We start from the raw sequence: 21,941 nt of genomic DNA, 5'->3' as shown, positions 1-21,941 counted from the left end.
GGGTTGCAGCGGCATATCCAGTGGTATTTTGCGCAATAAGTGACGCAATAAGTGGCGCAAATTAACGCCACAAATTAACGAGAATCCGCCGGATTGGCGGTTTTCTGCGAATGCGCATCGTACGCCTCCACAATTCGCGCGACCAGCGGATGCCGCACCACGTCCGCGCTGGTGAAGCGCGTGAGCGCAATGCCGCGCACGTCCGACAGCACCTGCTGCGCTTCGATCAGTCCGCTCTTCGCGCCGCGCGGCAGGTCGACCTGGGTCGTGTCGCCGGTGACCACCGCCTTCGAGCCGAAGCCGATCCGCGTGAGGAACATCTTCATCTGTTCGGGCGTGGTGTTCTGCGCCTCGTCGAGGATGATGAACGCGTGATTCAGCGTGCGGCCCCGCATGTAGGCGAGTGGCGCGATTTCGATCATTTGCCGCTCGAACATCTTGGCGGTCTTGTCGAAGCCGAGCAGGTCGTACAGCGCGTCGTACAGCGGACGCAGATACGGATCGACCTTCTGAGCCAGATCGCCTGGCAGAAACCCGAGGCGCTCGCCTGCTTCGACGGCCGGACGCGTCAGCACGATGCGTTTGACCTGATCGCGCTCCAGCGCGTCCACCGCGCAAGCCACCGCGAGATAGGTTTTGCCGGTCCCCGCCGGACCGACGCCGAACGTCACGTCGTGCGAAATGATCTGCTTCAGATACTCGCGTTGCGCCGGCGTGCGGCCGCGCAGGTCGGCGCGCCGTGTATACAGCTTCGGGCCGAGTTCTTCGAGGTCATCGTCGCCGTTGTCGGCGGGTTGATCGAACGGATGATCCGGGTTGCCGGGGAAACGTGAGTCGATCGTTCCCGCACCTTGGCCGTTGCCGTTCGCACGATGGCGCGCCGGTTGGCGCACTTCGACGAGCGCGAGTTGGATGTCGTCGACCGACAGTGGCTCCTGCGAGTTGTTGTAGAACCTTTCGAGCGCGGTGAGTGCGAGTTTCGCGCCGCGCCCGCGAATCGCGATGCGGTGGCCACGGCGTTGCAGCGTCACGTCGAGCGCCTGCTCGATCTGCCGCAGATTTTCGTCGAGCGGTCCGCAGAGGTTGGCGAGCCGCGCGTTGTCGTCGCGCGGTGCGGTGAATTCCAGATGCTGCTGAGTGGTCTTCAAGGCGGAGGATCGATCCTGTCGGGTTCGTGACGCTGGCTGGCGTCGCTCAGTGGGTGGTCGCGGGCGCGTCGTCGTGCACCAGCACAAGCTCGCCACGCAAGGAATGTGGGTACGCATGGACGATTTTCACGTCCACCATCTGGCCGATCAGCCGCGCGTGCGACGCGACCGGCGCCGGGAAATTCACCACGCGGTTGTTCTCGGTGCGGCCCGCGAGTTCGTTCGGATCCTTGCGCGCCGGGCGTTCGACCAGAATGCGCTCGACCTTGCCGACCATCGAATCGCTAATGCGCTGCACGTTTTCTTCGATCGTAGCCTGCAGATGTTGCAGACGTTTGAGCTTCACTTCGCGCGGCGTGTCGTCGTGCAGATTCGCGGCCGGCGTGCCAGGACGCGGGCTGTAGATGAACGAGAAGCTGGTGTCGTACTTCATCTCGTGGATCAACGCCATCATCTTGTCGAAGTCTTCTTCCGTCTCGCCAGGGAAGCCGACGATCATGTCGGTCGACAAAGACAGGTCCGGGCGGATCGCGCGCAGCTTGCGGATTACGGACTTGTATTCGAGCACCGTGTAGCCGCGCTTCATCGCCATCAGGATGCGGTCGGAGCCGTGCTGCACCGGCAGATGCAGATGGCTGACGAGTTTCGGCACCTTGGCGTAGGTGTCGATCAGGCGCTGCGTGAATTCCTTCGGATGCGACGTGGTGTAGCGAATCCGTTCGATGCCCGGAATATCCGCGACGTATTCGATCAGCTGAGCGAAGTCCGCGATTTCGCTCGAGCCCAGTGTAATGCCGGCACGGTAGGCATTCACGTTCTGGCCGAGCAGCGTGACTTCACGCACGCCCTGGTCGGCGAGGCCGGCGATTTCGGTCAGCACGTCGTCCAGCGGACGCGACACTTCTTCACCGCGCGTGTACGGCACGACGCAGTAGCTGCAGTACTTGCTGCAGCCTTCCATGATCGACACGAACGCGCTTGCGCCATCGACGCGCGCCGGCGGCAGGTGATCGAACTTTTCGATTTCCGGGAACGAGATGTCAACCTGAGCACGGCCGCTTTCGCGACGCTTGTCGATCATTTGCGGCAGACGGTGCAGCGTTTGCGGACCGAATACCAGATCGACATACGGTGCGCGCGCCACGATCGACGCGCCTTCCTGGCTCGCCACGCAACCGCCCACGCCGATGATCAGATTCGGGTTCGCTTCTTTCAACTCGCGCACACGGCCGAGTTCGGAGAAGACTTTCTCCTGGGCTTTTTCGCGCACCGAGCAGGTGTTGAAGAGAATGACGTCCGCGTCTTCCGGGGTGTCGGTCTTGACGAGGCCTTCAGCCGCGCCGAGTACGTCGACCATCTTGTCGGAGTCGTACTCGTTCATCTGGCAGCCGTAGGTCTTTACATAAACTTTCTTGGTCATCGATTTTCGCCGGTCGCAGTGGTTAACCTGGGGGCGTCGTTTATAGGTGAAGTGGGGTCAAACGTGCGGGTGGTGTGCGGATCGGCCGCGGGGCGGCGCTTCTGGCCACTTTCAATGCACGTTTGCAGCGTAGCTCAATATTATAGCCCTTCATCGGATGCGGTTTCCGCCCCGGCCGTTGCTCGCGACCGCTCCGGCGGCAAGCCCAGCAGGCCTTCCAGTTCGTCCGATACCTGCGCGAAGCGTTCGGTCAGGAAATCCAGCAGCACGCGCACGCGCGGCGCCATGAAACGGTTGCGGTGGTAGAGCGCGTGGAGCGGCGCGTCCGGATAGCGCCATTCGGGCAGCAGGATTTTCAGGCAGTCGCCCCGCAGGTCCGCTTCCACGTCCCACATCGACTTGATGACGATCCCGTAGCCGCGCCTCGCCCATTCGCGGGCCACGGCGCCGTCGTTGGTTTCCCGGGAGGTCTCGAACGGCACCGTATAGTGCTGCACCTCGTCGCCGCGCGTGAACCTCCATTCGTTGACCGGACCGGATGCGGTGCCGAGCACGATGCAGTCGAAATTCACCAGATCGTGCGGATCCTTCGGTTCACCCTTGCGTGCGATGTAGTCCGGCGACGCGCACAGCACGCGCCGGTTCGGCGCCAGTTTGCGGGCGACCAGCGAGCTGTCTTGCGGCACACCGAAGCGGATCGCCAGATCGATGTCTTCCTGCACCAAATTCGACAGCGAGTCCGACAGCGTCAGCGCGAACGTCACCTCGGGGTAGAGCGCGTTGAACTCGTCGAGCCAGTGCATCAGCAGATTGCGGCCGAAGTCCGACGTTGCTGAGATTCGCACCTTGCCGCGCACGACGCCTTGGCCCGCTTGCAGCGCGGCCTCTGCGTCGTCGAGCGATTGCAGCGCCTGGCGGCAGCAGTTCAGGTAGAGGCGGCCTTCGTCCGTGAGCCTCAACTGACGGGTGGTGCGCTCGAACAGGCGCGTTTTCAGGCCGGCTTCGAGTTTGGCCAGCCGCGCGCTGGCGGCGGCCGGCGTCAGGCCCATCTTGCGACCTGCCGCCGACAGGCTGCCTTGCTGCGCCGCTTCGACGAATAGGCGGATGTCACCGAGATTATCCATCGTCATCTTTCAGAGAAATTTGAAAATGCTTCAAATGCTACGCCAATTATCAAATTGACGTGTTCCGCTCACAATGCACTCCTCGTAAACCCTTTGTGCTCTGTGCAGCCCACACCATGCAACTCGATCACGCAACGATCGTCACCGCCGACCTCAAGACCACGCGACGTTTCTTCGTCGACGTCGCCGGGCTGACGGACGGCGCGCGTCCGCCGTTTTCGATCGACGGTTACTGGCTGTATGCAAACGGCCGGCCGGTGATTCATCTGATTGACGCGACGGTGCCGGCCGTAGCGGGCAGGGCGGCGCCGCGCATCGACCATATCGCTCTCCGGCTGGAGAGCGCCGACGAATGGCAAGCGCTATTGCAGCGCCTGCATGCGGCGGACATGCCTTATCAGCTCGCCGAAGTGCCGCAGATGGGGCCGCAGCAAGCCGAATTGCAACTGTTCGTCGCGCTCGCGCCGGGGGTGGTCATCGAATTCGTGACGGCGCCGCGTCACGCTCACCGCCACTCACTCGCTCAACTTTAGAACCTGGAGTAAAAAAATGCCCATTCCATTACTGGCGCTAGCAATCAGCGCTTTCGCGATCGGCACGACCGAGTTCGTGATCATGGGCTTGCTGCCCGAGGTCGCGCGCGATCTGGCCGTGTCGATTCCGTCGGCCGGTTTGCTGGTGAGCGGCTATGCGCTCGGTGTCGCGGTCGGTGCGCCGCTGCTCGCGGTGGTCACCAGCAAGATGCCGCGCAAGCTCGCGTTGCAGTTGCTGATGGGGGTGTTCATCGTCGGCAATACGCTGTGCGCGATCGCGTCCAGCTATTCCGTGCTGATGATCGCACGCGTGGTGACGTCGTTCGCGCATGGCTCGTTCTTTGGCATCGGCGCGGTGGTGGCGGCTTCGCTCGTGCCGGCTGAGAAGCGGGCGAGCGCGATTGCACTGATGTTCACCGGGTTGACGCTGGCGAATGTGCTCGGCGTGCCGTTCGGCACTTTCGTCGGTCAGGAATTCGGCTGGCGCGCGGCGTTCTGGATCGTCAGCGCGTTTGGGGTGCTGTCGCTGGCGGGCGTGTCGCTGCTGGTGCCGAATCGTCATGATTCCGGCCCGGTCGGCTTGGGCCATGAAGTACGCGTGCTGAAGGACCCCCAGGTCTGGACCGCGCTTGCGATGACCGTGCTCGGTTTTGGCGGCGTGTTCGTTGTATTCACCTATATCGCACCGATTCTCGAGCAGGTGAGCGGCTTCTCGCCGCGCGGTGTGACGCTGATTCTGGTGCTGTTCGGTATGGGTCTCACGATCGGCAATACCGTGGGTGGCAAGCTGGCGGACCGTGCGCTGATGCCTTCGCTGATGGGCATTCTGGTGGCGCTCGCGGTAGTGATGGCAATCTTCGCGCGTACCAGTCATTCGCAGGTGGCCGCGGCGATTACTATTTTCGTGTGGGGCATTGCGGCGTTCGCGACCGTGCCGCCGTTGCAGATGCGCGTGGTCGAGAAGGCCGCTGCGGCGCCGAATCTGGCTTCGACGTTGAACATCGGCGCGTTCAATGTCGGCAATGCGGGCGGCGCGTGGCTCGGCGGTCTGGTGATCAATCACGGCCATTCGCTCGATACGCTGCCGTGGGTCGCGGCGGCAGTCAGCGTGGTGGCGTTGCTGCTGACGTGGTTTGCCGCTCGGGCGGATGCGCCTGCGTCGACCGTAGCGCAGCGGGCTTGAGTGTGCATGGGCGCACCTGATTTCCCCGGATGTGCCTGGCTGAATGTACGCGCGTGTGGGTGTGCTCGAGCGCATCCAACCCCGAACACGTCCATATGAAGAATTCGTACAAGCTTTGCGAGAACCGTCCTCCGCAATGCTGATAACAGTGTGAAGATAACTTCGTTGGGCGCAGCAAGCCGCGATGCTATCTTGCTTCCACTAACCGCTTGCCCGCCGTCCGGCGGCGCTCCTGGAGGCAATCATGCATTCCCCGCTTGCGCTGGTTCGCGATCCCACGGCTGACACCGTTGCGTCGTCGCGTGCCGCTGAACCTTTCGATGCGCTTGAACATCTGGTCGGCGTGAATCTCGCCCGTTTGCGCGCCGAGCGCCAACTGTCGCTCGACGCCTTGGCCCGCGCCTCGGGCGTTTCGCGAGCGATGCTCGCGCAGATCGAGTCGGCGCGCAGTGTGCCGTCGATCAAGGTGCTGTGCAAGGTGGCATCGGCGTTGAAGGTATCGGTGGCGGCGTTTTTGCGGCGTCATGCGACCAATGGCTTCGAGCATTTGCCGGCAGAGCGTTCGTCGCGCCTCGTCAGTTCGAATGGGCGCTACTCGGCCCGGCCGTTGTATCCGGATGCCGAGCCGACCGCCGCCGAGTTTCACGAGTTGCGTATCGCGCCGTTGCATACCGAGGCCGGCACGCGGCGCGCGCCGGGCACCACGGTGAATCTGGTGGTCAGCGAAGGCACGCTGGAAGTCAGCGTGCACGACCAGCGCCAATTGCTGGCAACGGGCGACGCGATCGTGTTCGACGCCGACCAGCCGCATAGCCTGCGCAATCCCGGCGATACCGAAGCGCGTGCGTTTCGCGTGACGCTGAAGGCGGAAACGCCGCCGCGCTGGGATGTGCCCGCGCCGCACGATCTGGCGCGCCAGGCCGCGCCAGTCTGACGAATGAGGGTTTTCAGGCGGATGTGCGGTGAAGCCGAGATGTCCGTCTAGTCAGTAGGGGTTGCGCTGCAGGTTTTGCGCGACTGTTGTATTCTTTGCCAGCCGGTTGATCCGGCAATCAGTGCGTCTTCAGGGCGGGGTGAAATTCCCCACCGGCGGTATACCGGCAGCGCGAAAGCGTGAGCCGGTGAGCCCGCGAGCGCCCGCGTCGTCAATGTATTTGGCGCTGTGCAACTACGTTGCATAGGACCAGAGTAAGAGCTTTGCATGGGGTCAGAGTAAGCGCTAAAGAGCTAACTCTGATCGACAGCTAAAGCGCTAACTCTGGTCGACACGGGGTCAGCAGATCTGGTGAGAAGCCAGAGCCGACGGTTAGAGTCCGGATGGAAGAAGATGTGCAGATAGTCATGTTCGTTTCCGTGTCGCCGCTAGAGGTTGGAGCGGTGCGTGAGCGTCGCTTTGCGCGGCGTTCAACGGCGCGTCTTTGTCTGTTTGCAATGCCCTGAAACGTTTCTCGCCCAACTTTTGCGATGAGCGTTTCAACTATGTCATTTACTACTTTTCCTGCTTCGTCGACGATTGCGGATGACGCATTCCTCGATCTCCCGCTGCTCGCCACCGAGCCCGTTCCGCCGCGTATCGCCGCCGCCTTGCAAGCCATGCGCGATGGTCGCGCCGTCGTCTTGCAAGACGATCACGACCGCGAGAACGAAGCCGATCTGATCGTCTCCGCTGAGCGACTTTCCGTCGAAACCATGGCCTTGCTGATCCGCGAATGCAGCGGCATCGTCTGTCTGTGCCTGCCTGACGACAAGATTCGCGCCCTCGAATTGCCGCCGATGGCTGTCAACAACGAAAGCCGTCATGGCACCGCGTTCACGGTTTCGATCGAAGCCCGCGATGGTGTGACCACCGGCGTCTCCGCACTCGATCGCGTGACGACGATTCGTGCTGCGATCAGCGATACTGCGAAGCCTGCCGATATCGTGCGCCCTGGCCACGTGTTTCCGCTGCGCGCGCAGCCCGGCGGTGTGCTCGCGCGCCGTGGCCATACCGAAGGCACCGTCGATCTGGCGATTCTCGCGGGTCTGAAGCCGGCCGGCGTGCTGTGCGAGTTGATGAACGCGGACGGCACGATGACGCGCGGCGCGGATGTGGAGCGCTTCGCTCAACAACACAATCTGCCGATGCTGACGATCGCCGAGCTAGTGGAATTCCGCCAGACGCTGGCGACGGCGCGCGAATGCGTCGCGGATGAGGTTTGATGTTTTAAGGGTGTGCCGCGTACAGTGACCTGGTTGGCGATTGAACGTGAACGCTTGGTCGTTCTGTACGACCGTGCCGACCAGCATGAACTCGACGAACTCGCGCGCGTCTGAAAGAAAAAACCCCGCGCTCGGAAAAGCGCGGGGTTTCTCAGGAATTTGAAGCCGGCTATTGCAGCCGGCTTTTTTCGTGTTGCGCCCGTTAAGACTGCACGTCGCCAAACTCACCGCGCACGCCGGCTTCGACCAGCGCAGGCAGCTCATCCATATGCTTCATGATGCGCGTCATACCCATCTTGCGCAGCGCATCCGCATAACCGCCGGGGATATGGCTCGCGCCGACGAAGGCAATCGTTTTCATGCCCGCCGCACGCGCCGCATTCAAACCGGCCACGCTATCTTCCACGACGATGCATCGCGAAGGCTCCACGCCCAGCGCCTTCGCAGCGAACAGATACACATCCGGATAAGGTTTCGGCCGCGCCACCTGTTCGGCGCTGAAAATCCGCTCGCCAAAAATCTGCTGCAAACCCGCGCGCCGCACCGACGCATTCACGCGCGCCATCCGGCTGTTCGACACGACCGCAGCTGGCAGCGTTACGCGTTGCAAGGCGTCGCGCACGCCGTTGATCGGGCTGAGCGATGCCGCGAGCTCAAGCTCGACGTTGTGTTCAATCGTATTGAAGAAATCGGCCGGCAGCGTGATATCGAACGACTTCTCGATCCCTTCAAGAAAGCGCGAGGTCTGCTGGCCGAACGCCGTCTTGACGACGGGTTCGAAGTCGAGGCCGGGGAAGGTGGCGGACAGCGTTTCGAGCATCACGCGATCAGCGATGATTTCGCTGTCGACGAGCACGCCGTCGCAGTCACAGATGAGGTGGTCGATCATGCTTTAAAACGGAAAGCGAGAGGCGTGCGGGCAAGACAATTGCAAGCTCATACGCGGAGATTGAAAGCATCATGATACGTGCTTTGGCGCCGCGTGCGCGGCGCCATCGCTTCCCGTCGGCGTTTATTTACGCCCTTACTCTGTCCGTAGTTTGCCCGCAGTGTGCCTATCGTGCGCCAATGTGCGCCCTACGTGCGCCCTACGTGCGCCGCAGGATCAGTGCGCGTGCAGGTACAGATACAGCCCAGTTGCCGCCGCGCCGCCCATCAGCGGACCGCACACCGGAATCCACGAATAACGCCAGTCGCTGTCGCGCTTGCCCGGAATCGGCAGCAGCGCGTGCATCAGACGCGGCGACAGGTCGCGCGCGGGGCTCATCGCATAACCGGTCGGGCCACCGAGCGAAATACCGATGCCGAGCACCAGCAGGCCGACCGGCAGCGCGTCGAGCGCACCCAGGCCAACTTGCGGTGAAGCCAGATACAGCACGCCGAGAATCAGCACGAAAGTCGCGATCATTTCGGTGAGCAGGTTATGCGGCACGCTGCGAATGGCGGGCGACGTGCAGAACACGCCGAGCTTCACGTCAGCATCGCCTTCCTTATTGAAGTGCTGACGATACGCGACCCACACGAGCAGGGCGCCCGCCATCCCGCCGAGCATCTGCGCCGCGATGTAGCCTGGCACTTTGGCCCACGCGAATTTGCCTGCCAGCGCGAGGCTGATCGTCACGACGGGGTTCAGGTGTGCGCCGCTGTACGATGCCGTGACGTACACGGCGATGAACACGGCCATCGCCCAGCCCATCACGATCACGATCAGGTCCGCGCCTTTGCCTTTGGTGCGCGCGAGCAGCACGTTGGCAACCGCGCCGTTGCCGAGCAACACCAAAAGCGCGGTGCCGATGAATTCCGCAATGTAAGGAGACATAATTGGTTATCCGAAATATAGTTGTTAGGGAAGCCGCTGGATAGGCGGCTTCGTTATGTCGAATGGTGTCTTATGGAACCAATGGACAGCAATCAGGGCGTGTCGGCCCAAGCCTTCGCGGCGCGGATCGCGCGCTTCCAGCCGTCGAGGCATTCCTTGACATCGGCGTGCGGCAGCGCAGGCGTGAAACGACGATCGAGCGCCCACTGGCTTTGCAGTTCGTCCACGTCTTTCCAGTAGCCGACCGCGAGACCGGCGAGATACGCGGCGCCCAATGCGGTTGTCTCCGATACTTTCGGACGCACTGCGTCGACGCCGAGAATATCCGCCTGGAATTGCATTAGCAGATTGTTCGCGCAAGCGCCGCCGTCCACGCGCAATTCGCCGATGCGAATGCCGGAGTCGGCTTCCATCGCTTTCAGCACGTCGAGCGATTGATAGGCGATCGAATCGAGCGCGGCGCGGGCGATGTGCGCCGAACTCGTGCCGCGCGTCACGCCGAACAGCGTACCGCGAGCTCGTGCGTTCCAGTGCGGCGCACCAAGACCTGCAAACGCGGGCACCAGATAGACGCCGTCACTATGCGGCACGCTGCGCGCCATCGTTTCGATTTCAGCCGCGTTCTTGATGATGCCGAGGCCGTCGCGCAACCATTGCACTACCGCGCCACCAATGAAGATGCTGCCTTCGAGTGCGTAGTTGATCTGGTCGCCGATCTGCCACGCAATCGTGGTGACGAGATTGTTCTTCGATTCGATCGGCTTGTCGCCGGTGTTCATCACGAGGAAGCAGCCCGTACCGTAGGTGTTCTTCACCATGCCCGACTGCGTGCACATCTGGCCGAACAGGGCCGCGTGCTGGTCGCCTGCAATGCCGGCGAGCGGAATCTTCGAGGCGAACACGGTGGTCTTGGTCGGCCCGTACACTTCCGACGACGCACGCACTTCCGGCAACATGTTGCGCGGAATGTCCATCGCTTCGAGCAGCTCGTCGTCCCACTTCAGCGTGTGGATGTTGAACAGCATCGTGCGCGACGCGTTGGTCACGTCGGTGACGTGCAGGCCGCCCTTGGTGAAATTCCACACCAGCCAGCTATCCACCGTGCCGAAGGCGAGGCGCCCTTGCTTCGCTTTTTCGCGTGCACCTTCGACGTTGTCGAGAATCCAGCGGATCTTGGTCGCCGAGAAGTACGAATCGATCGGCAGACCGGTTTTCGCACGGACTTTCTCTTCGAGACCTTGTTCTTTGAGCTGATCGCAGAAGTCGGCCGTACGGCGGTCCTGCCAGACAATCGCGTTGTAGATCGGATGGCCGGTTTCGCGATCCCACACGATGGTGGTCTCACGCTGATTGGTAATGCCGATCGCAGCGATCGAGGTGCCGTTCATGCCGGCGCGCGTGACCGCTTCGGCGGCGACGCCGGCCTGCGTCGACCAGATTTCCTGCGGGTCGTGCTCGACCCAACCTGGACGCGGATAGATTTGCTGGAATTCTTTCTGAGCGGTCGACACGATATTGCCGAGCCGGTCGAACAGCATCGCGCGCGAGCTGGTGGTGCCTTGGTCAAGCGCGAGGATGTACTGATCCTGCATTGTCTCTTCTCCATGCGTTTTATGAATCGCCGGACTGCTAACCGGCGACGGGAACGGCTTGTTGTTTTAAGCGGGCTGCAACAGTTTGTGGTTGTGCGTCCCGGCTTTGTCAGTAGCCGAGGGGTGAAAATCGATTCGGTTCATGCGGGTTCATCCACGTAGCCGGGCCGTGTTGCTTTAGCCTGACCAGGTGGTCTGACTAAGTGGCGCAGCTAAGTGGCTGAACTGAGTGACCTAACTAAATGAGCAAACTAAGTGACCAAACTAAGTGGCCTAACTGAACGATCTAACTAGCTGGTTTAGCTAAGCACTCTGTCGGACCGGTTCGCGCGCGAACCACGTGTCGATGTCGCGTGTGATCGAATCCAGCGTGCCCGGTTCGACGTGCAGGCCGAGTTTCGAGCGGCGCCACAGCACGTCCTGCGCGCTGCGCGCCCATTCGGTGTCGCGCAGGTAAGTGAGTTCGGCTTCGTAGAGACCCGGCGCGAAAGCGCGGCCGAGGTCGGCCACCGAGCGCGCGTTGCCAATGACATGCTTCACGCGCGTGCCGTACGCACGAGCGAGGCGGTGAGCCAGATCGGCGGGCAGCCATGCATTCTGCTGCTTGAAGCCGGCGAGGAAACGCTCGAAGTTGGCTTGCGGAATATCGCCGCCGGGCAACGGCGCACCGGCCGTCCACGTAGGCGTGCCCTTATGCAGCGCGTGCGCGAGTTTGTCGACGGCTTCTTCCGCCAGCTTGCGGAACGTCGTGATTTTGCCGCCGAACACGGACAGAAGTGGCGCTTCGCCTGAAGGCGCATCGAGTTCGAGCGAGTAATCGCGCGTGACGGCCGACGGGTTGTCCGCGCCTTCTTCTTCGAGCAGCGGACGCACGCCCGAGTAGGTCCAGCGCACGTCTTGCGGCGATATCTTCTGCTTGAAGTAGCGATTGATCGAGTCGCACAGATACTGTGTTTCGTCGGCGCTGATCGCCACTTGCGACGCGTCGCCGTGATATTCGAGGTCAGTCGTGCCGATCAGCGTGTAATCGTGTTCGTACGGAATCGCGAAGATGATCCGCTTGTCTGGATTCTGGAAGATGTACGCGTGATCGTGTTCGAACAGACGGCGCGTGACGATATGGCTGCCTTTCACGAGGCGCACGCTGTGCGTCGCTTCCCGGCCGAGTGCACCATGCAGCAATTCGCCGACCCACGGGCCGGCCGCATTCGCAATCGAGGCAGCGCGCACGTCGAGGATCGTGCCGTCCGCGCGCTTGAGTTGCGCGCGCCATTCGCCACCGGCGCGCACCGCGCTTAGCAGTTTGGTGCGCGTAAGAATCTTTGCGCCACGTTCCTGCGCATCCAGCGCGTTCAGCACGACCAGACGCGCGTCGTTCACCCAGCCATCCGAATACACGAAACCGCGCTTGATCGAATCGACCAGCGGCGCGCCGGCAGGATGGTTGCGCATGACGATGCCGCGCGAGCCGGGCAGCAGCTCGCGTTTGGCGAGGTGATCGTAAAGGAACAGGCCGGCGCGGATCAGCCAGGCCGAACGCAGATCGGGCATGTGCGGCATCACGAAACGCAGCGGCCACATGATGTGCGGCGCCGCGCGCAGCAGCGTTTCGCGCTCCTGCAGGGCTTTGCGCACCAGCCCGAACTCACGGTACTCGAGGTAGCGCAGGCCGCCGTGAATCAGCTTGGTACTGGCCGACGACGTATGGGCCGCCAGATCGTCCTGTTCACAGAGCAACACCGACAGGCCGCGGCCCGCCGCATCGCGTGCGATGCCTGCGCCGTTGATCCCGCCGCCCACGACGAGCAAATCGTACCTCGAGCCTTGCGTCACCTGCTGTGTCCCCTGCGTCGTATTCCGAAAGCCGTTTGGAAAAACTATCGAACCGATAGTGTTCGTTTGCGAACTTTAATGAACATATTCGAAAAAGTAAAGTTCGGTTTTCTTAGGTGTTCCTCTAGTGCTTGGCTAAGGTGGTGGCGTAACGCGCGGCCACGGACGATACTCCCAATAGCAGCTATTTCGAGGTGAATTCATGCGTGGACTTTGGATGATCGGCGCCGTTGCACTCCTGACAGGATGCGTCAGCTCGCCGAGCTTGAACGGAACGATGGGCGCGCCCTCGTTCGTATCGTTGCAGCAGATGTGCAGTGCTCAGACGGTCGACTACGGCAATGACGCGCAAGGCGTCTACGCGACGCTGTTTGATGCCTACGTGGCGAATCGGCGTGGCAAGTTGTCGAAGGACGATTTTTGCGCGTTCCAGGCGTCGCTGGCGCAGCATTACACGAGCCTCGGGGTGAGTACCGACCCGCAGGTGCGTAATCAGTGGGTGACCTTCTTCACTGATCAGCGGGCCAGGGCGTTGAGCTGGCGCGCGGCAGCCGATCCAACCTTGCGCGCGGGCTGAGAGTCGCGTTGCGCTCCTTTCATCCGGCGCTTCACGCCAGGGGTATGCGCGTTGGGTGAGTTGATGGACTAACTTGGGCTAACGCGGGCTAGCCGCGCTGCGGCTGGGCCCCGCGCCACAACATGCGGCGAATCTGCGCGAGCACGGCCTCGCGCGTCGGCGCGTTGCTCCCGGCGGCCTGTTGCGCCTGTGGCAAAGGTAACTGATTGGCGAGCGCCAGCATCGTGAAGCCATGCAGGCTGGCCCAGTAGGCGTAGCCGATCAATTGTGGATCGCCTTCCAGCATGCCCGCGGCAACGAGCTTTTCGAAGTGCGCACCGAGCATGCGCCAGGCGCGGTGTGATGCGGCGGTGAGTTCCGGGTAGGCGCCTTCCTGCTGCGTCAAATCGAACATCAGGCGGTAGGCGTGCGGCTCGTCAAGCGCGAAGGCCACGTAGGCGTCGCTGACGACGGAGCGGTCGGCCGTGGGCGCGTCCTTCGCCGCTGCTTCGAGCCGCGCCGCGAAGCGGTTGAACGCCGCAGCGCGGACCATCGCAAGGATTTCGTCCTTGTCGCGGAAGTAGCGATAGGGCGTCATCGCGCTGCAACCCAGTTCCTTCGCCAGTTCGCGCATCGTCACGCCCTGCGCGCCGCGCGTGGCGAACGCATTCTCGGCCACGCGCCGCATGGTTTCGCGGAATTGCTGGATATCGTCGGAGGAGAGTGTTTTTGGCATGCGCGAAGGCAGAAGGTCCGTCGCATCAATTTACTGTGTAAATGAATTGGACACAACAAAGCCGCCGTCTGCGCGGCGACTTGGTTCCAGACAAAGAAAGCGAGGCAGCCTTGAAGCGGCGAGGGCGCGCGCTTTCACCGCGGCGCAGCCCGCCGTCATGCCGCCGGACGTTGGCTTCAAATCTCGACGTACTAGGAGAAACGCTTGATGGCCCTGAGTGCGCTGTCGCCCGTTTCGGTCACGCGCCATTGTTCGTTGCCCGACGCGAGCCGTTCTAGTTGCACAAGCTGGCGTTCCAGCAGGGCGTCGAGTTCCTCTCGCTCCATATCGACTTGATTGGGGGCGTCCTTGACGAGCAACAACGTGGCGAATTCATGCGGACTCAGCATCGTTCTCTCCATGTCAAGCTAACGCGGACGGCCTTGTCGGCGACTGGCCCGATGCCAGTGAAGTCCGCTAAATGATCAGGCGGGAGGTACGGCTCATGCTCACAGGTTCACACTGCCAGCGCGCCGCGTAGCGCGGAACGGACGCTGGGGAACTGGAGTGTAGTCAACCGCCGGATAAACACCAAAGGGGCCGCAGTAAATTTTCCCTTTGACAATTTGGCGTCGCAGAGGCGGTTTGGAGCTGCGGGCAGATCCTTGAGTTCACTCGAAGTTTTGCGTGCGCTGCAACATGGCCGAAGACGCCTGGATTACTCGGCGATATACACCTGGCAATTGGCGGCAGCGAGGGTTTCGTTCATTTCGGCGGGCGGCGCGGCGTCGGTGAAAAGCGCGTCGATCTGATCGAGATGACCTTGGCGGACGAGCGCCGGGCGGCCGAACTTGGAGTTGTCGGCCGCGAGAAATACCGTGCGGGCGTGCTGGATGATCGCCTCGGCCACCCGCACTTCGCGGGTATCGAAATCGCGCAGCGTGCCATCCGTTTCAATGCTCGACGTACCGATGATCGCGAAGTCCACCTTGAACTGGCGGATGAAGTCGATCGCGAGTTCGCCGACGATGCCCTTGTCCCACGGCCGAACGATGCCGCCCGTCACCAGCACTTCGCAATCCGGATAGCCGCTCATCATGCTGGCGACGTTCAGATTGTTGGTGATCACACGCAGGCCGCGATGCCGGTTGAGCGCCCGTGCGACTTCTTCGGTGGTCGTGCCGAGGTTGATGAAGAGGGACGCCTGATCAGGAATGTGAGTGGCCACTAGCGTCGCGATGCGCCGCTTCTCTTCGTGGAACATCCGCTGACGCGCCGTGTACGAGACATTCTCGGAACTGGTCGGCAGACTGGCGCCGCCGTGATAGCGGCGCAGCAGGTTCATGTCGGCGAGCCAGTTGACGTCGCGGCGGATCGTTTGCGGCGTCACGTCGAAGTGGGCCGCGAGGTCGTCCACGGTCACGAAGCCGTCGCGTTGCACCCACTCCAGCAGTTCCTGTTGCCGGGCGTTGAGAGTCAGGCGGGGGTCTCGGGTCATGTGTCTCGGGTCGTGGGTTTTTATCGGCGCTGCCCGCCACCGGCGCAATATGCTGTGCCGGAAACGGGTGATGCGTGAACGAGGGTGAGCGTATTGTAAGACCATCGCACGTCTTGTCTGCCAACTCGTGCGTCATGGCTCCGATCCAGGGCGACCGTGCAATGACGCATTCAGCTCATTTGCGCATTTATTCATTTGATAAATGAATTTGTTTTTTGTGCCATATCGCGCTGCAATCCAATGTTCCGCGTTTCACCTGTGTGTTACCCGTTTCCCAAGGTTTCCGGCGTTCGAGAACGCGCCGGGCCACGCTTTCGAGAGTGTCCGACATGACTGGCTTCAACTGGCAAAACCCCTACCCGACGCCGCGTCTGCCTGTGTTCGCGCGCAACATCGTTTCGACTTCGCATCCGCTCGCCGCGCAAGCCGGCCTGCGGATGCTGTGGAAAGGCGGCAATGCCGTCGACGCAGCGATCGCGGCGGCCGCCGCCATTACGGTGGTTGAGCCGGTGTCGTGCGGCCTCGGCGGTGACGCCTTCGCGCTGGTGTGGGACGGCAGCAAGCTGCACGGCCTGAACGCTTCCGGCGTGTCGCCGGCGGCCTGGAACGTCGATTACTTCAAGCGCAAGTACGGCGAGGAAAACGGCCTCGCGAAGCAGCCCAAACGCGGCTGGGATGCCGTGACCGTGCCGGGCGTGATTGCCGGCTGGGAAGCGCTGCATCAGAAATTCGGCTCGCTGCCGTTCGCCGATCTGATGGAGCCGGCGATCGAAATCGCCGAGCGGGGTCACGCGGTGGCGAGCATCGTCGCGTACAAATGGGCGGCCGCCGTGCCCGAACTGAAGGACTTGCCGGGTTTCGCGCAAACCTTCATGCCGCGCGGCCGTGCGCCGGAAGTCAGCGAACTGGTGCGCTTTCCCGGCCACGCAAAGACACTGCGCAAGCTCGCCGAGCAGGGCCCACGTGCGTACTACGAAGGCGAGATCGCCGAACAGATCGCCGCGTTTGCGCGCGAAGGCGGCGGCGCGTTGACGCTCGACGATCTGCGCAACTTCCGCGCGGATTGGGTCGAGCCGATCGGCAAGGATTATCGCGGTTACACCGTGCATGAAATTCCGCCGAACGGCCAGGGCATCGCGGCACTGATCGCGCTGGGCATCCTCGAAAAGTTCGGCGTGAAAGAACTCGCCGTCGACAACGTCGAGTCGCAGCATTTGCAGATCGAAGCGATGAAGCTGGCCTTCGCCGACGTCTACCGTTACGTCGCCGATCCGCGTTCGATGGAAGTCACGCCCGAGCAGATGCTCGACGACGCGTACCTCACGTCGCGCGCCAAGCTGATCGACCACAAGCGCGCTACCCAATTCGACTTCGGCATGCCGAAGGCCGGCGGCACGATTTACATGTCGGTGGCGGACGAGCGCGGCATGATGGTCAGCTTCATCCAGTCGAACTACATGGGCTTCGGCTCGGGCATCGTGGTGCCGGACAGCGGCATCGCCATGCAGAACCGCGGCTGCGGCTTCTCGATGGACCCGAAGTCGCCGAACGTGGTGGAAGGCGGCAAGCGGCCGTTCCACACCATCATCCCGTCGTTCCTCACTCAGCAGGTGGACGGCAAACAGGAAGCGGTGATGAGCTTCGGCGTGATGGGCGGCGATATGCAGCCGCAAGGCCACCTGCAATCGATCGTGCGGATGCTCGACTACGGTCAGCAACCGCAGGCCGCCTGCGATGCGCCGCGCTGGAAGGTCAATCGCGACTTCACGATCGACATCGAATCGACGCTCGATCCGACGACCGCCACAGCCCTGCAGAAGCTGGGTCACACGATCAAGTCGGTCGACGACCCGTACATGGACTTCGGCTCCGGCCAGTACATCTGGAAGCTCGACCGTAACGATCCGGACCGCGGCTACGTGGCGGCAAGCGACAGCCGTCGCGACGGGCTGGCAGCTGGGTTCTAAACGATTCGAACGAAGCGCAGGCGCGGCTCAGGGAGTGCCTGCGCTTGGCCGCGCAGATGGGCGATGCAGGGCGCATCGTGAAGAGGCGGCATCAAGGATCGCAATACAAAGCCAGGCGTGGTGCGCAAACCCGAAACGGGTTGCGCACGGCAGCCAGGCATCAAGCGTCATAAGCGCATCCAGCGCAACGCGCATCAGGCAGGGTAGGAGACACCATGAACACCCCCGCGTCGCATTCCGCGACAGCTTCCCGCCATTCCACGCCCGCACCGCTTTCCAAAGCGATGGTGCGGCGTATCGTGTTTTCGTCGTCGGTCGGCAATGCGCTCGAGTGGTTCGACTTTCTGGTCTACGGTTACTTTGCGACCATCATCGCGAAACAGTTCTTCCCGATGCAGGACGAGTGGCTCTCGACGCTGCTCGCCATCGCCACGTTCGGCATCTCGTTCCTGATGCGGCCGCTGGGCGCCGTCGTGCTGGGCGTCTACGGTGACCGCAAGGGCCGTAAGGCGGCACTCACGCTGGCCATTGCGCTGATGATGGTCGGCACCTTCACGATGGCGGTGATGCCACCCTACGCGTCGATTGGTATTGCGGCGCCCGTGTTGATCCTGCTGGCGCGGCTCGTGCAAGGCTTCGCGGTGGGCGGTGAGTTCGGCAGCGCGACGGCCTTCATGGTCGAACACAGCGCGTCGCGGCGTGGCTACTACGCGAGTTGGCAGTTCGCGAGCCAGGGCCTGGCCGCGATCACCGCAGCGGCTTTTGGTTCGCTCCTGACCGCGTGGATGCCGCCCGAGCAACTCAATAGCTGGGGGTGGCGCCTTCCGTTCATCTTCGGTCTGCTGGTCGGGCCGGTGGGTTACTACATCCGTTCACATCTCGATGAGACGCCGGAATTTCTCGCGTTGCGTGAAGCGCGTGAGTCCGTGGGCAAGCGTCCGGAGATCTCTGATGAGAAGGACGCGTCTTTCAGCAACCAATGGGTGAATCTGCTGCTGGCCGTGGGCATCGTCGCGCAATCTACAGTCGGCGTATACGTGCTGCAACTCTACATGCCGATGTACGCGGTCAAGCAGTTGCACATGCCGGCTGCGGCGTCGTTCGGCGTGGTGGTGCTCAACGGCGGCATGCAGTTCCTGCTGTCGCCGGTGATGGGCGCATTGTCCGACCGTATCGGCCGGATTCGCATCATGCTGACCACGTCGATTCTGATGGGCACGCTGATCTACCCGATGTTCGCGTGGCTACAGACACATCCGACGATCGGTTGGCTGCTGCTGTTGCAAGGTACCGCCGGAATCTTCAAGGCGGCTTACTCCGGGCCGATGCCCGCGCTGATGTCCGAGATCTTCCCGACGCAGGTGCGCTCGACGGGTCTTTCAATCGGTTACAGCATCGGCGTCACGATTTTCGGTGGCTTTGCGCCGACGATTGTGGAGACCTTCATTCACTTGACCGGCGACAAGCTGGCGCCAAGTTACTACGTGCTGATTGCCGCAGTGCTCTCGGGGTTGTCGCTCGTCGTGGTCGCGTGGCGTAGGCGGCGCGTCCGGCATCTCGAGCACGTGCAGCCCGCATGACGGCGTTGCCGGCCGCGGTTGCGCCCCGCAGCGAGCCTTGCTACGTTTGACATGCGCAGTTTGTTCAAGCCAAAGCCAGCTCTTAGAGCTGGCTTTTTTTCGGTGCGCCGAGCATGCGCAACAGCTTGGGGGTGCAAGTCCCCTGCCCAACCTGATGGTGGTGAAGGGCTTCTATGAGGAGTGTCTTGTCAAGCGGTTTGACTAGGTGGTTGATGGCCGATAAAGAAGTCTCCCTGCGACTGTGTCGATAGCGGGACGCCATTGGGCAGAAACGCGGTGGTCGAAGGGCGTTTTTTGCGCTCGTGAAACGTGACGTTTCACCGACTTCTATCCGCCGGCGGGTAGCCGGCCTCATCCTGCATGCGCGTTACGCCGGCATGATTGCCGGGAGCGTGCCCCATCTAGAAAATCGGTTGCGAGTGGTGCAACCAGTCCTTCACACGGGCATGCTCGCTTCGATGTGTATCTGCGTTAGTCCGATAGCGGGATAAACGTTCCTGGTGCGGGAGTGCAGGTATCTATACCGGCTTCAGTTGTGCTCCGGCGGGAATGACGCCGTCCTTCAGATAGCGCCACAACGCAATCACCAGTCGCCGTGCCACCGCGACGATGGCAATGCGTCGGGCGCGACGATTCGGGCCGGTCTCCAGGGTACGCCGGTTGAACCACTGCGTGAGCGCGCTCGCAGGCTGATAGCGAATCCAGGACCACGCCATCTCGACCAGTAACGCGCGCACCCGTCGGTTGCCCTGTTTGCTGATGCCCTGATCCACCTGGCTCTCGCCGCTGTCGTAAGGCTGTGGCACCAGGCCGACGCATGCGCCGAGTTCGCGCCGGTTGTGGAACTGTCGCCAGAACAGCTCCAGCGCCAGGCGCGAGGCGCCCACTTCGCCAATGCCTTTCAGGCGCGCCAGGTCATCGCTTCGCTGGCGCGCAGGTGCCGGCAGGCTCGCCTGCCGCGTCTTCTCCAGCGCCGCGAGTTGCTGCTCGGCCAGCGCGAGCCGTTCGCACTCGCGCATCAGCCGCTCACGGAACTCTGTGGGCAGGGGTGCGCCGTCGTGGCATCGCACTTCGCCGTGTGCGAGCCGGCTTGCAAACTTCATGCTGCTGACCTCTTCCCAGCAGCCAAGTGTGGCCAGCAGTTTGCGCATGCGGTCGCGGTGTTGGAGGACTTCCTTTTGGAGTTGCCCGCGGTCCCGCACCAGATGGCGGGACGCTTCGTCCTGCGGCGACGGCACGTGAACAACGTGCATGCGGTCGCGCTCGCCGCGCAGCCAGGCGCGCAGGTTGATGACAAGTTTGATGGCGTCGAGCCGGTCGGTCTTCGCGCGCCGCTTGTGGCGTTCGACGGGGATGCTCGCGGGATCGACGACATAACATTCGATCCCGCGAGCCTGCAGGGCCCGGCAGATCCAGAACGCGTCCTGGCCGGCCTCGTAGCTGACGACGACCCGTGTGTTGACCGGCAGGGTCCACTTTGCCTTGTGCTGCTCAATGAGGGCCAGCACTGCCTGCAGGCGCGCCGCGGCTTGCGGCTGCGCGACCGTATGCACCGCCGGCTGCTCGCGCCGGCCATCGTGCAGCGCAACCTTCCACTTGCTGGCGGCCAGCTCCAGTGACACCGCCAGCACGACATCCTCAATGTGTGTTGTATCTACCAGATTTGCGCACATGTTGCTCTCCTTTGAGCCGCTCCCGAGAAGCCAATGTTACAGATCGGCCATTAGGATCTTCTCCCTCATAGGATCTAGTGAAACGCAAGGGCGTCGTCGCGAGGCGGGGTCTGAAGGAAGCGTGGAGCAAAGCCACGACCTGACGAACAGAAACCAGATATGAGGCCTACCCGGCCGGACGAGCGAGCCGATGATCGCGAAGTCCATAACCATTAAGGCCCGGGGTGGTAGATCTGGCAGGCGTGTGGCGAAGGCGGCTGTGCTTACCTCGGGAGGCCTGCCCGGTGTCCTGGACTCAGGACTGAGCAACTTGCAAGGGTTGCTGATCGCCGTGCAGGAGTCAGCAGCGGGCATAGTAGGGCGGCAGCGCCTGAAGGCCCAAACGGAGAGGAGCGGCGAGTAAGCCGGAGAACTCGACATGGGAGAGCAGCAGAAAACGCGATGCGTCCTTGGCGGCGGAGGTCTGGGTGAAGCCCGGATGACTGCCGTCCGAGGGGCTGAACCTATGGCGGCGGACCCCGAAACTGAAAGCCCGTCGGCTTGTGACCGACTGATGGAAGAAGTCTGTGAGCGGGGAAACCTGCAACGGGCGTTGAAACGTGTGAAGGCGAACAAGGGTGCGCCGGGCGTGGACGGTATGACGGTTCAGGCACTACCGGCGTACCTGCGTGAGCATTGGCCGTCGATACGGGCCTCATTGCTCGAAGGAACCTACAAGCCACAACCTGTGAGACGGGTCGAGATACCCAAGCCGGATGGAGGTGGCGTGCGTAAGCTCGGCATTCCCTCTGCGCTTGACCGGTTCGTCCAGCAGGCGGTATTGCAGGTGCTGCAAAGGCAGTGGGACCCAACGTTCTCGGATACCAGTTACGGCTTCCGTCCGGGACGCTCGGCGCATCAGGCCGTGGCGCGCGCAAGACTACATTCAGGCGGGACATCGCTGGGTTGTAGATTTGGACCTCGAGAAATTCTTCGGTGCGCCAGGTTAAGCCCGGCGCTTTCAGCGGGTGAAATTCCCGCCCCGGAAAGGGGACGAGCCACCTCACCGGGAATCGAGTCTTGGGCTCATGAAGGTAACGACATGAGTTAAGCGTAGACAGA

General features: G+C 62.3%; 18 protein-coding genes and 1 riboswitch. Of the genes, 7 read left to right on the top strand and 11 right to left on the bottom strand.

Annotated elements, in window-relative coordinates:
* Positions 1-74 precede the first annotated feature (74 nt).
* From GNZ12_RS01445 to GNZ12_RS01435, 3 genes are all read right to left on the bottom strand, one after another.
* Complete coding sequence (locus GNZ12_RS01445) at positions 75-1,148, bottom strand: PhoH family protein (protein WP_172308674.1); 1,074 nt, start codon at positions 1,146-1,148, stop codon at positions 75-77.
* 46 nt (positions 1,149-1,194) lie between these two features.
* Complete coding sequence (miaB, locus tag GNZ12_RS01440; RefSeq protein ID WP_172308673.1) at positions 1,195-2,568, bottom strand: tRNA (N6-isopentenyl adenosine(37)-C2)-methylthiotransferase MiaB; 1,374 nt, start codon at positions 2,566-2,568, stop codon at positions 1,195-1,197.
* A gap of 140 nt (positions 2,569-2,708) precedes the next feature.
* A complete protein-coding gene (locus tag GNZ12_RS01435) occupies positions 2,709-3,692 on the bottom strand; it encodes a LysR family transcriptional regulator (RefSeq protein ID WP_172308672.1) in 984 nt (327 codons plus the stop codon).
* 116 nt (positions 3,693-3,808) lie between these two features.
* Here GNZ12_RS01435 and GNZ12_RS01430 point away from each other — a divergent pair, with 116 nt between their 5' ends.
* The 4 genes from GNZ12_RS01430 to ribB all read left to right on the top strand — a co-directional run bounded on the left by GNZ12_RS01430 (position 3,809) and on the right by ribB (position 7,607).
* Positions 3,809-4,225 (top strand): VOC family protein, encoded by a 417-nt coding sequence (locus GNZ12_RS01430; RefSeq protein ID WP_172308671.1) that lies wholly within the window; start codon positions 3,809-3,811, stop codon positions 4,223-4,225.
* Positions 4,226-4,241: 16 nt separating this feature from the next.
* Positions 4,242-5,408 carry an MFS transporter gene (locus tag GNZ12_RS01425; protein WP_172308670.1) on the top strand — a complete coding sequence of 389 codons (1,167 nt, stop codon included), beginning with the start codon at positions 4,242-4,244 and terminating at the stop codon, positions 5,406-5,408.
* A gap of 244 nt (positions 5,409-5,652) precedes the next feature.
* Entirely contained in the window at positions 5,653-6,342 is a 690-nt protein-coding gene (locus GNZ12_RS01420) for a helix-turn-helix domain-containing protein (RefSeq protein ID WP_172308669.1), read from the top strand.
* A 121-nt stretch (positions 6,343-6,463) separates the two neighbouring features.
* A riboswitch (FMN riboswitch) is annotated at positions 6,464-6,741 on the top strand.
* A gap of 146 nt (positions 6,742-6,887) precedes the next feature.
* Positions 6,888-7,607, top strand: coding sequence for a 3,4-dihydroxy-2-butanone-4-phosphate synthase (gene ribB / locus GNZ12_RS01415; RefSeq protein ID WP_172308668.1), 720 nt, complete (start codon positions 6,888-6,890; stop codon positions 7,605-7,607).
* A 202-nt stretch (positions 7,608-7,809) separates the two neighbouring features.
* On the opposite strand, the gene GNZ12_RS01410 is transcribed toward ribB, so the two are convergent.
* From GNZ12_RS01410 to glpD, 4 genes are all read right to left on the bottom strand, one after another.
* Positions 7,810-8,496, bottom strand: a complete 687-nt coding sequence (locus GNZ12_RS01410) for an HAD family hydrolase (protein ID WP_172308667.1) — start codon at positions 8,494-8,496, stop codon at positions 7,810-7,812.
* Positions 8,497-8,712: 216 nt separating this feature from the next.
* Entirely contained in the window at positions 8,713-9,426 is a 714-nt protein-coding gene (locus tag GNZ12_RS01405; protein WP_172308666.1) for an MIP/aquaporin family protein, read from the bottom strand.
* A 92-nt stretch (positions 9,427-9,518) separates the two neighbouring features.
* Positions 9,519-11,018 (bottom strand): glycerol kinase GlpK, encoded by a 1,500-nt coding sequence (glpK, locus tag GNZ12_RS01400; protein WP_172308665.1) that lies wholly within the window; start codon positions 11,016-11,018, stop codon positions 9,519-9,521.
* Between the two features lie 303 nt (positions 11,019-11,321).
* Positions 11,322-12,851, bottom strand: a complete 1,530-nt coding sequence (glpD, locus tag GNZ12_RS01395; RefSeq protein WP_172308664.1) for a glycerol-3-phosphate dehydrogenase — start codon at positions 12,849-12,851, stop codon at positions 11,322-11,324.
* A 202-nt stretch (positions 12,852-13,053) separates the two neighbouring features.
* Between glpD and GNZ12_RS01390 the strand changes: the two genes are divergently transcribed.
* On the top strand, positions 13,054-13,428 hold the full coding sequence (locus GNZ12_RS01390) for a hypothetical protein (protein ID WP_172308663.1): 375 nt from the start codon (positions 13,054-13,056) through the stop codon (positions 13,426-13,428).
* An 88-nt stretch (positions 13,429-13,516) separates the two neighbouring features.
* Here the strand turns inward: GNZ12_RS01390 and GNZ12_RS01385 are convergent, their stop codons facing one another.
* From GNZ12_RS01385 to GNZ12_RS01375, 3 genes are all read right to left on the bottom strand, one after another.
* Positions 13,517-14,143 (bottom strand): TetR/AcrR family transcriptional regulator, encoded by a 627-nt coding sequence (locus tag GNZ12_RS01385; RefSeq protein ID WP_172308662.1) that lies wholly within the window; start codon positions 14,141-14,143, stop codon positions 13,517-13,519.
* 191 nt (positions 14,144-14,334) lie between these two features.
* Complete coding sequence (locus tag GNZ12_RS01380) at positions 14,335-14,532, bottom strand: hypothetical protein (protein ID WP_054034465.1); 198 nt, start codon at positions 14,530-14,532, stop codon at positions 14,335-14,337.
* Between the two features lie 308 nt (positions 14,533-14,840).
* Positions 14,841-15,620, bottom strand: coding sequence for a DeoR/GlpR family DNA-binding transcription regulator (locus tag GNZ12_RS01375; protein WP_063497289.1), 780 nt, complete (start codon positions 15,618-15,620; stop codon positions 14,841-14,843).
* A gap of 329 nt (positions 15,621-15,949) precedes the next feature.
* Between GNZ12_RS01375 and GNZ12_RS01370 the strand changes: the two genes are divergently transcribed.
* Positions 15,950-17,587 carry a gamma-glutamyltransferase family protein gene (locus GNZ12_RS01370; protein WP_172308661.1) on the top strand — a complete coding sequence of 546 codons (1,638 nt, stop codon included), beginning with the start codon at positions 15,950-15,952 and terminating at the stop codon, positions 17,585-17,587.
* A 215-nt stretch (positions 17,588-17,802) separates the two neighbouring features.
* Positions 17,803-19,167: an MFS transporter gene (locus GNZ12_RS01365; protein ID WP_172308660.1), complete on the top strand. Its 1,365-nt coding sequence runs from the start codon at positions 17,803-17,805 to the stop codon at positions 19,165-19,167.
* A 518-nt stretch (positions 19,168-19,685) separates the two neighbouring features.
* Here GNZ12_RS01365 and GNZ12_RS01360 read toward each other — a convergent pair.
* Positions 19,686-20,840 (bottom strand): IS110 family RNA-guided transposase, encoded by a 1,155-nt coding sequence (locus GNZ12_RS01360; protein ID WP_172308659.1) that lies wholly within the window; start codon positions 20,838-20,840, stop codon positions 19,686-19,688.
* Positions 20,841-21,941 lie beyond the last annotated feature (1,101 nt).

The organism is Paraburkholderia solitsugae (genome assembly GCF_013177695.1).
GTDB lineage: Bacteria > Pseudomonadota > Gammaproteobacteria > Burkholderiales > Burkholderiaceae > Paraburkholderia > Paraburkholderia solitsugae.
This window is presented reverse-complemented; position numbering and strand designations above follow the sequence as displayed.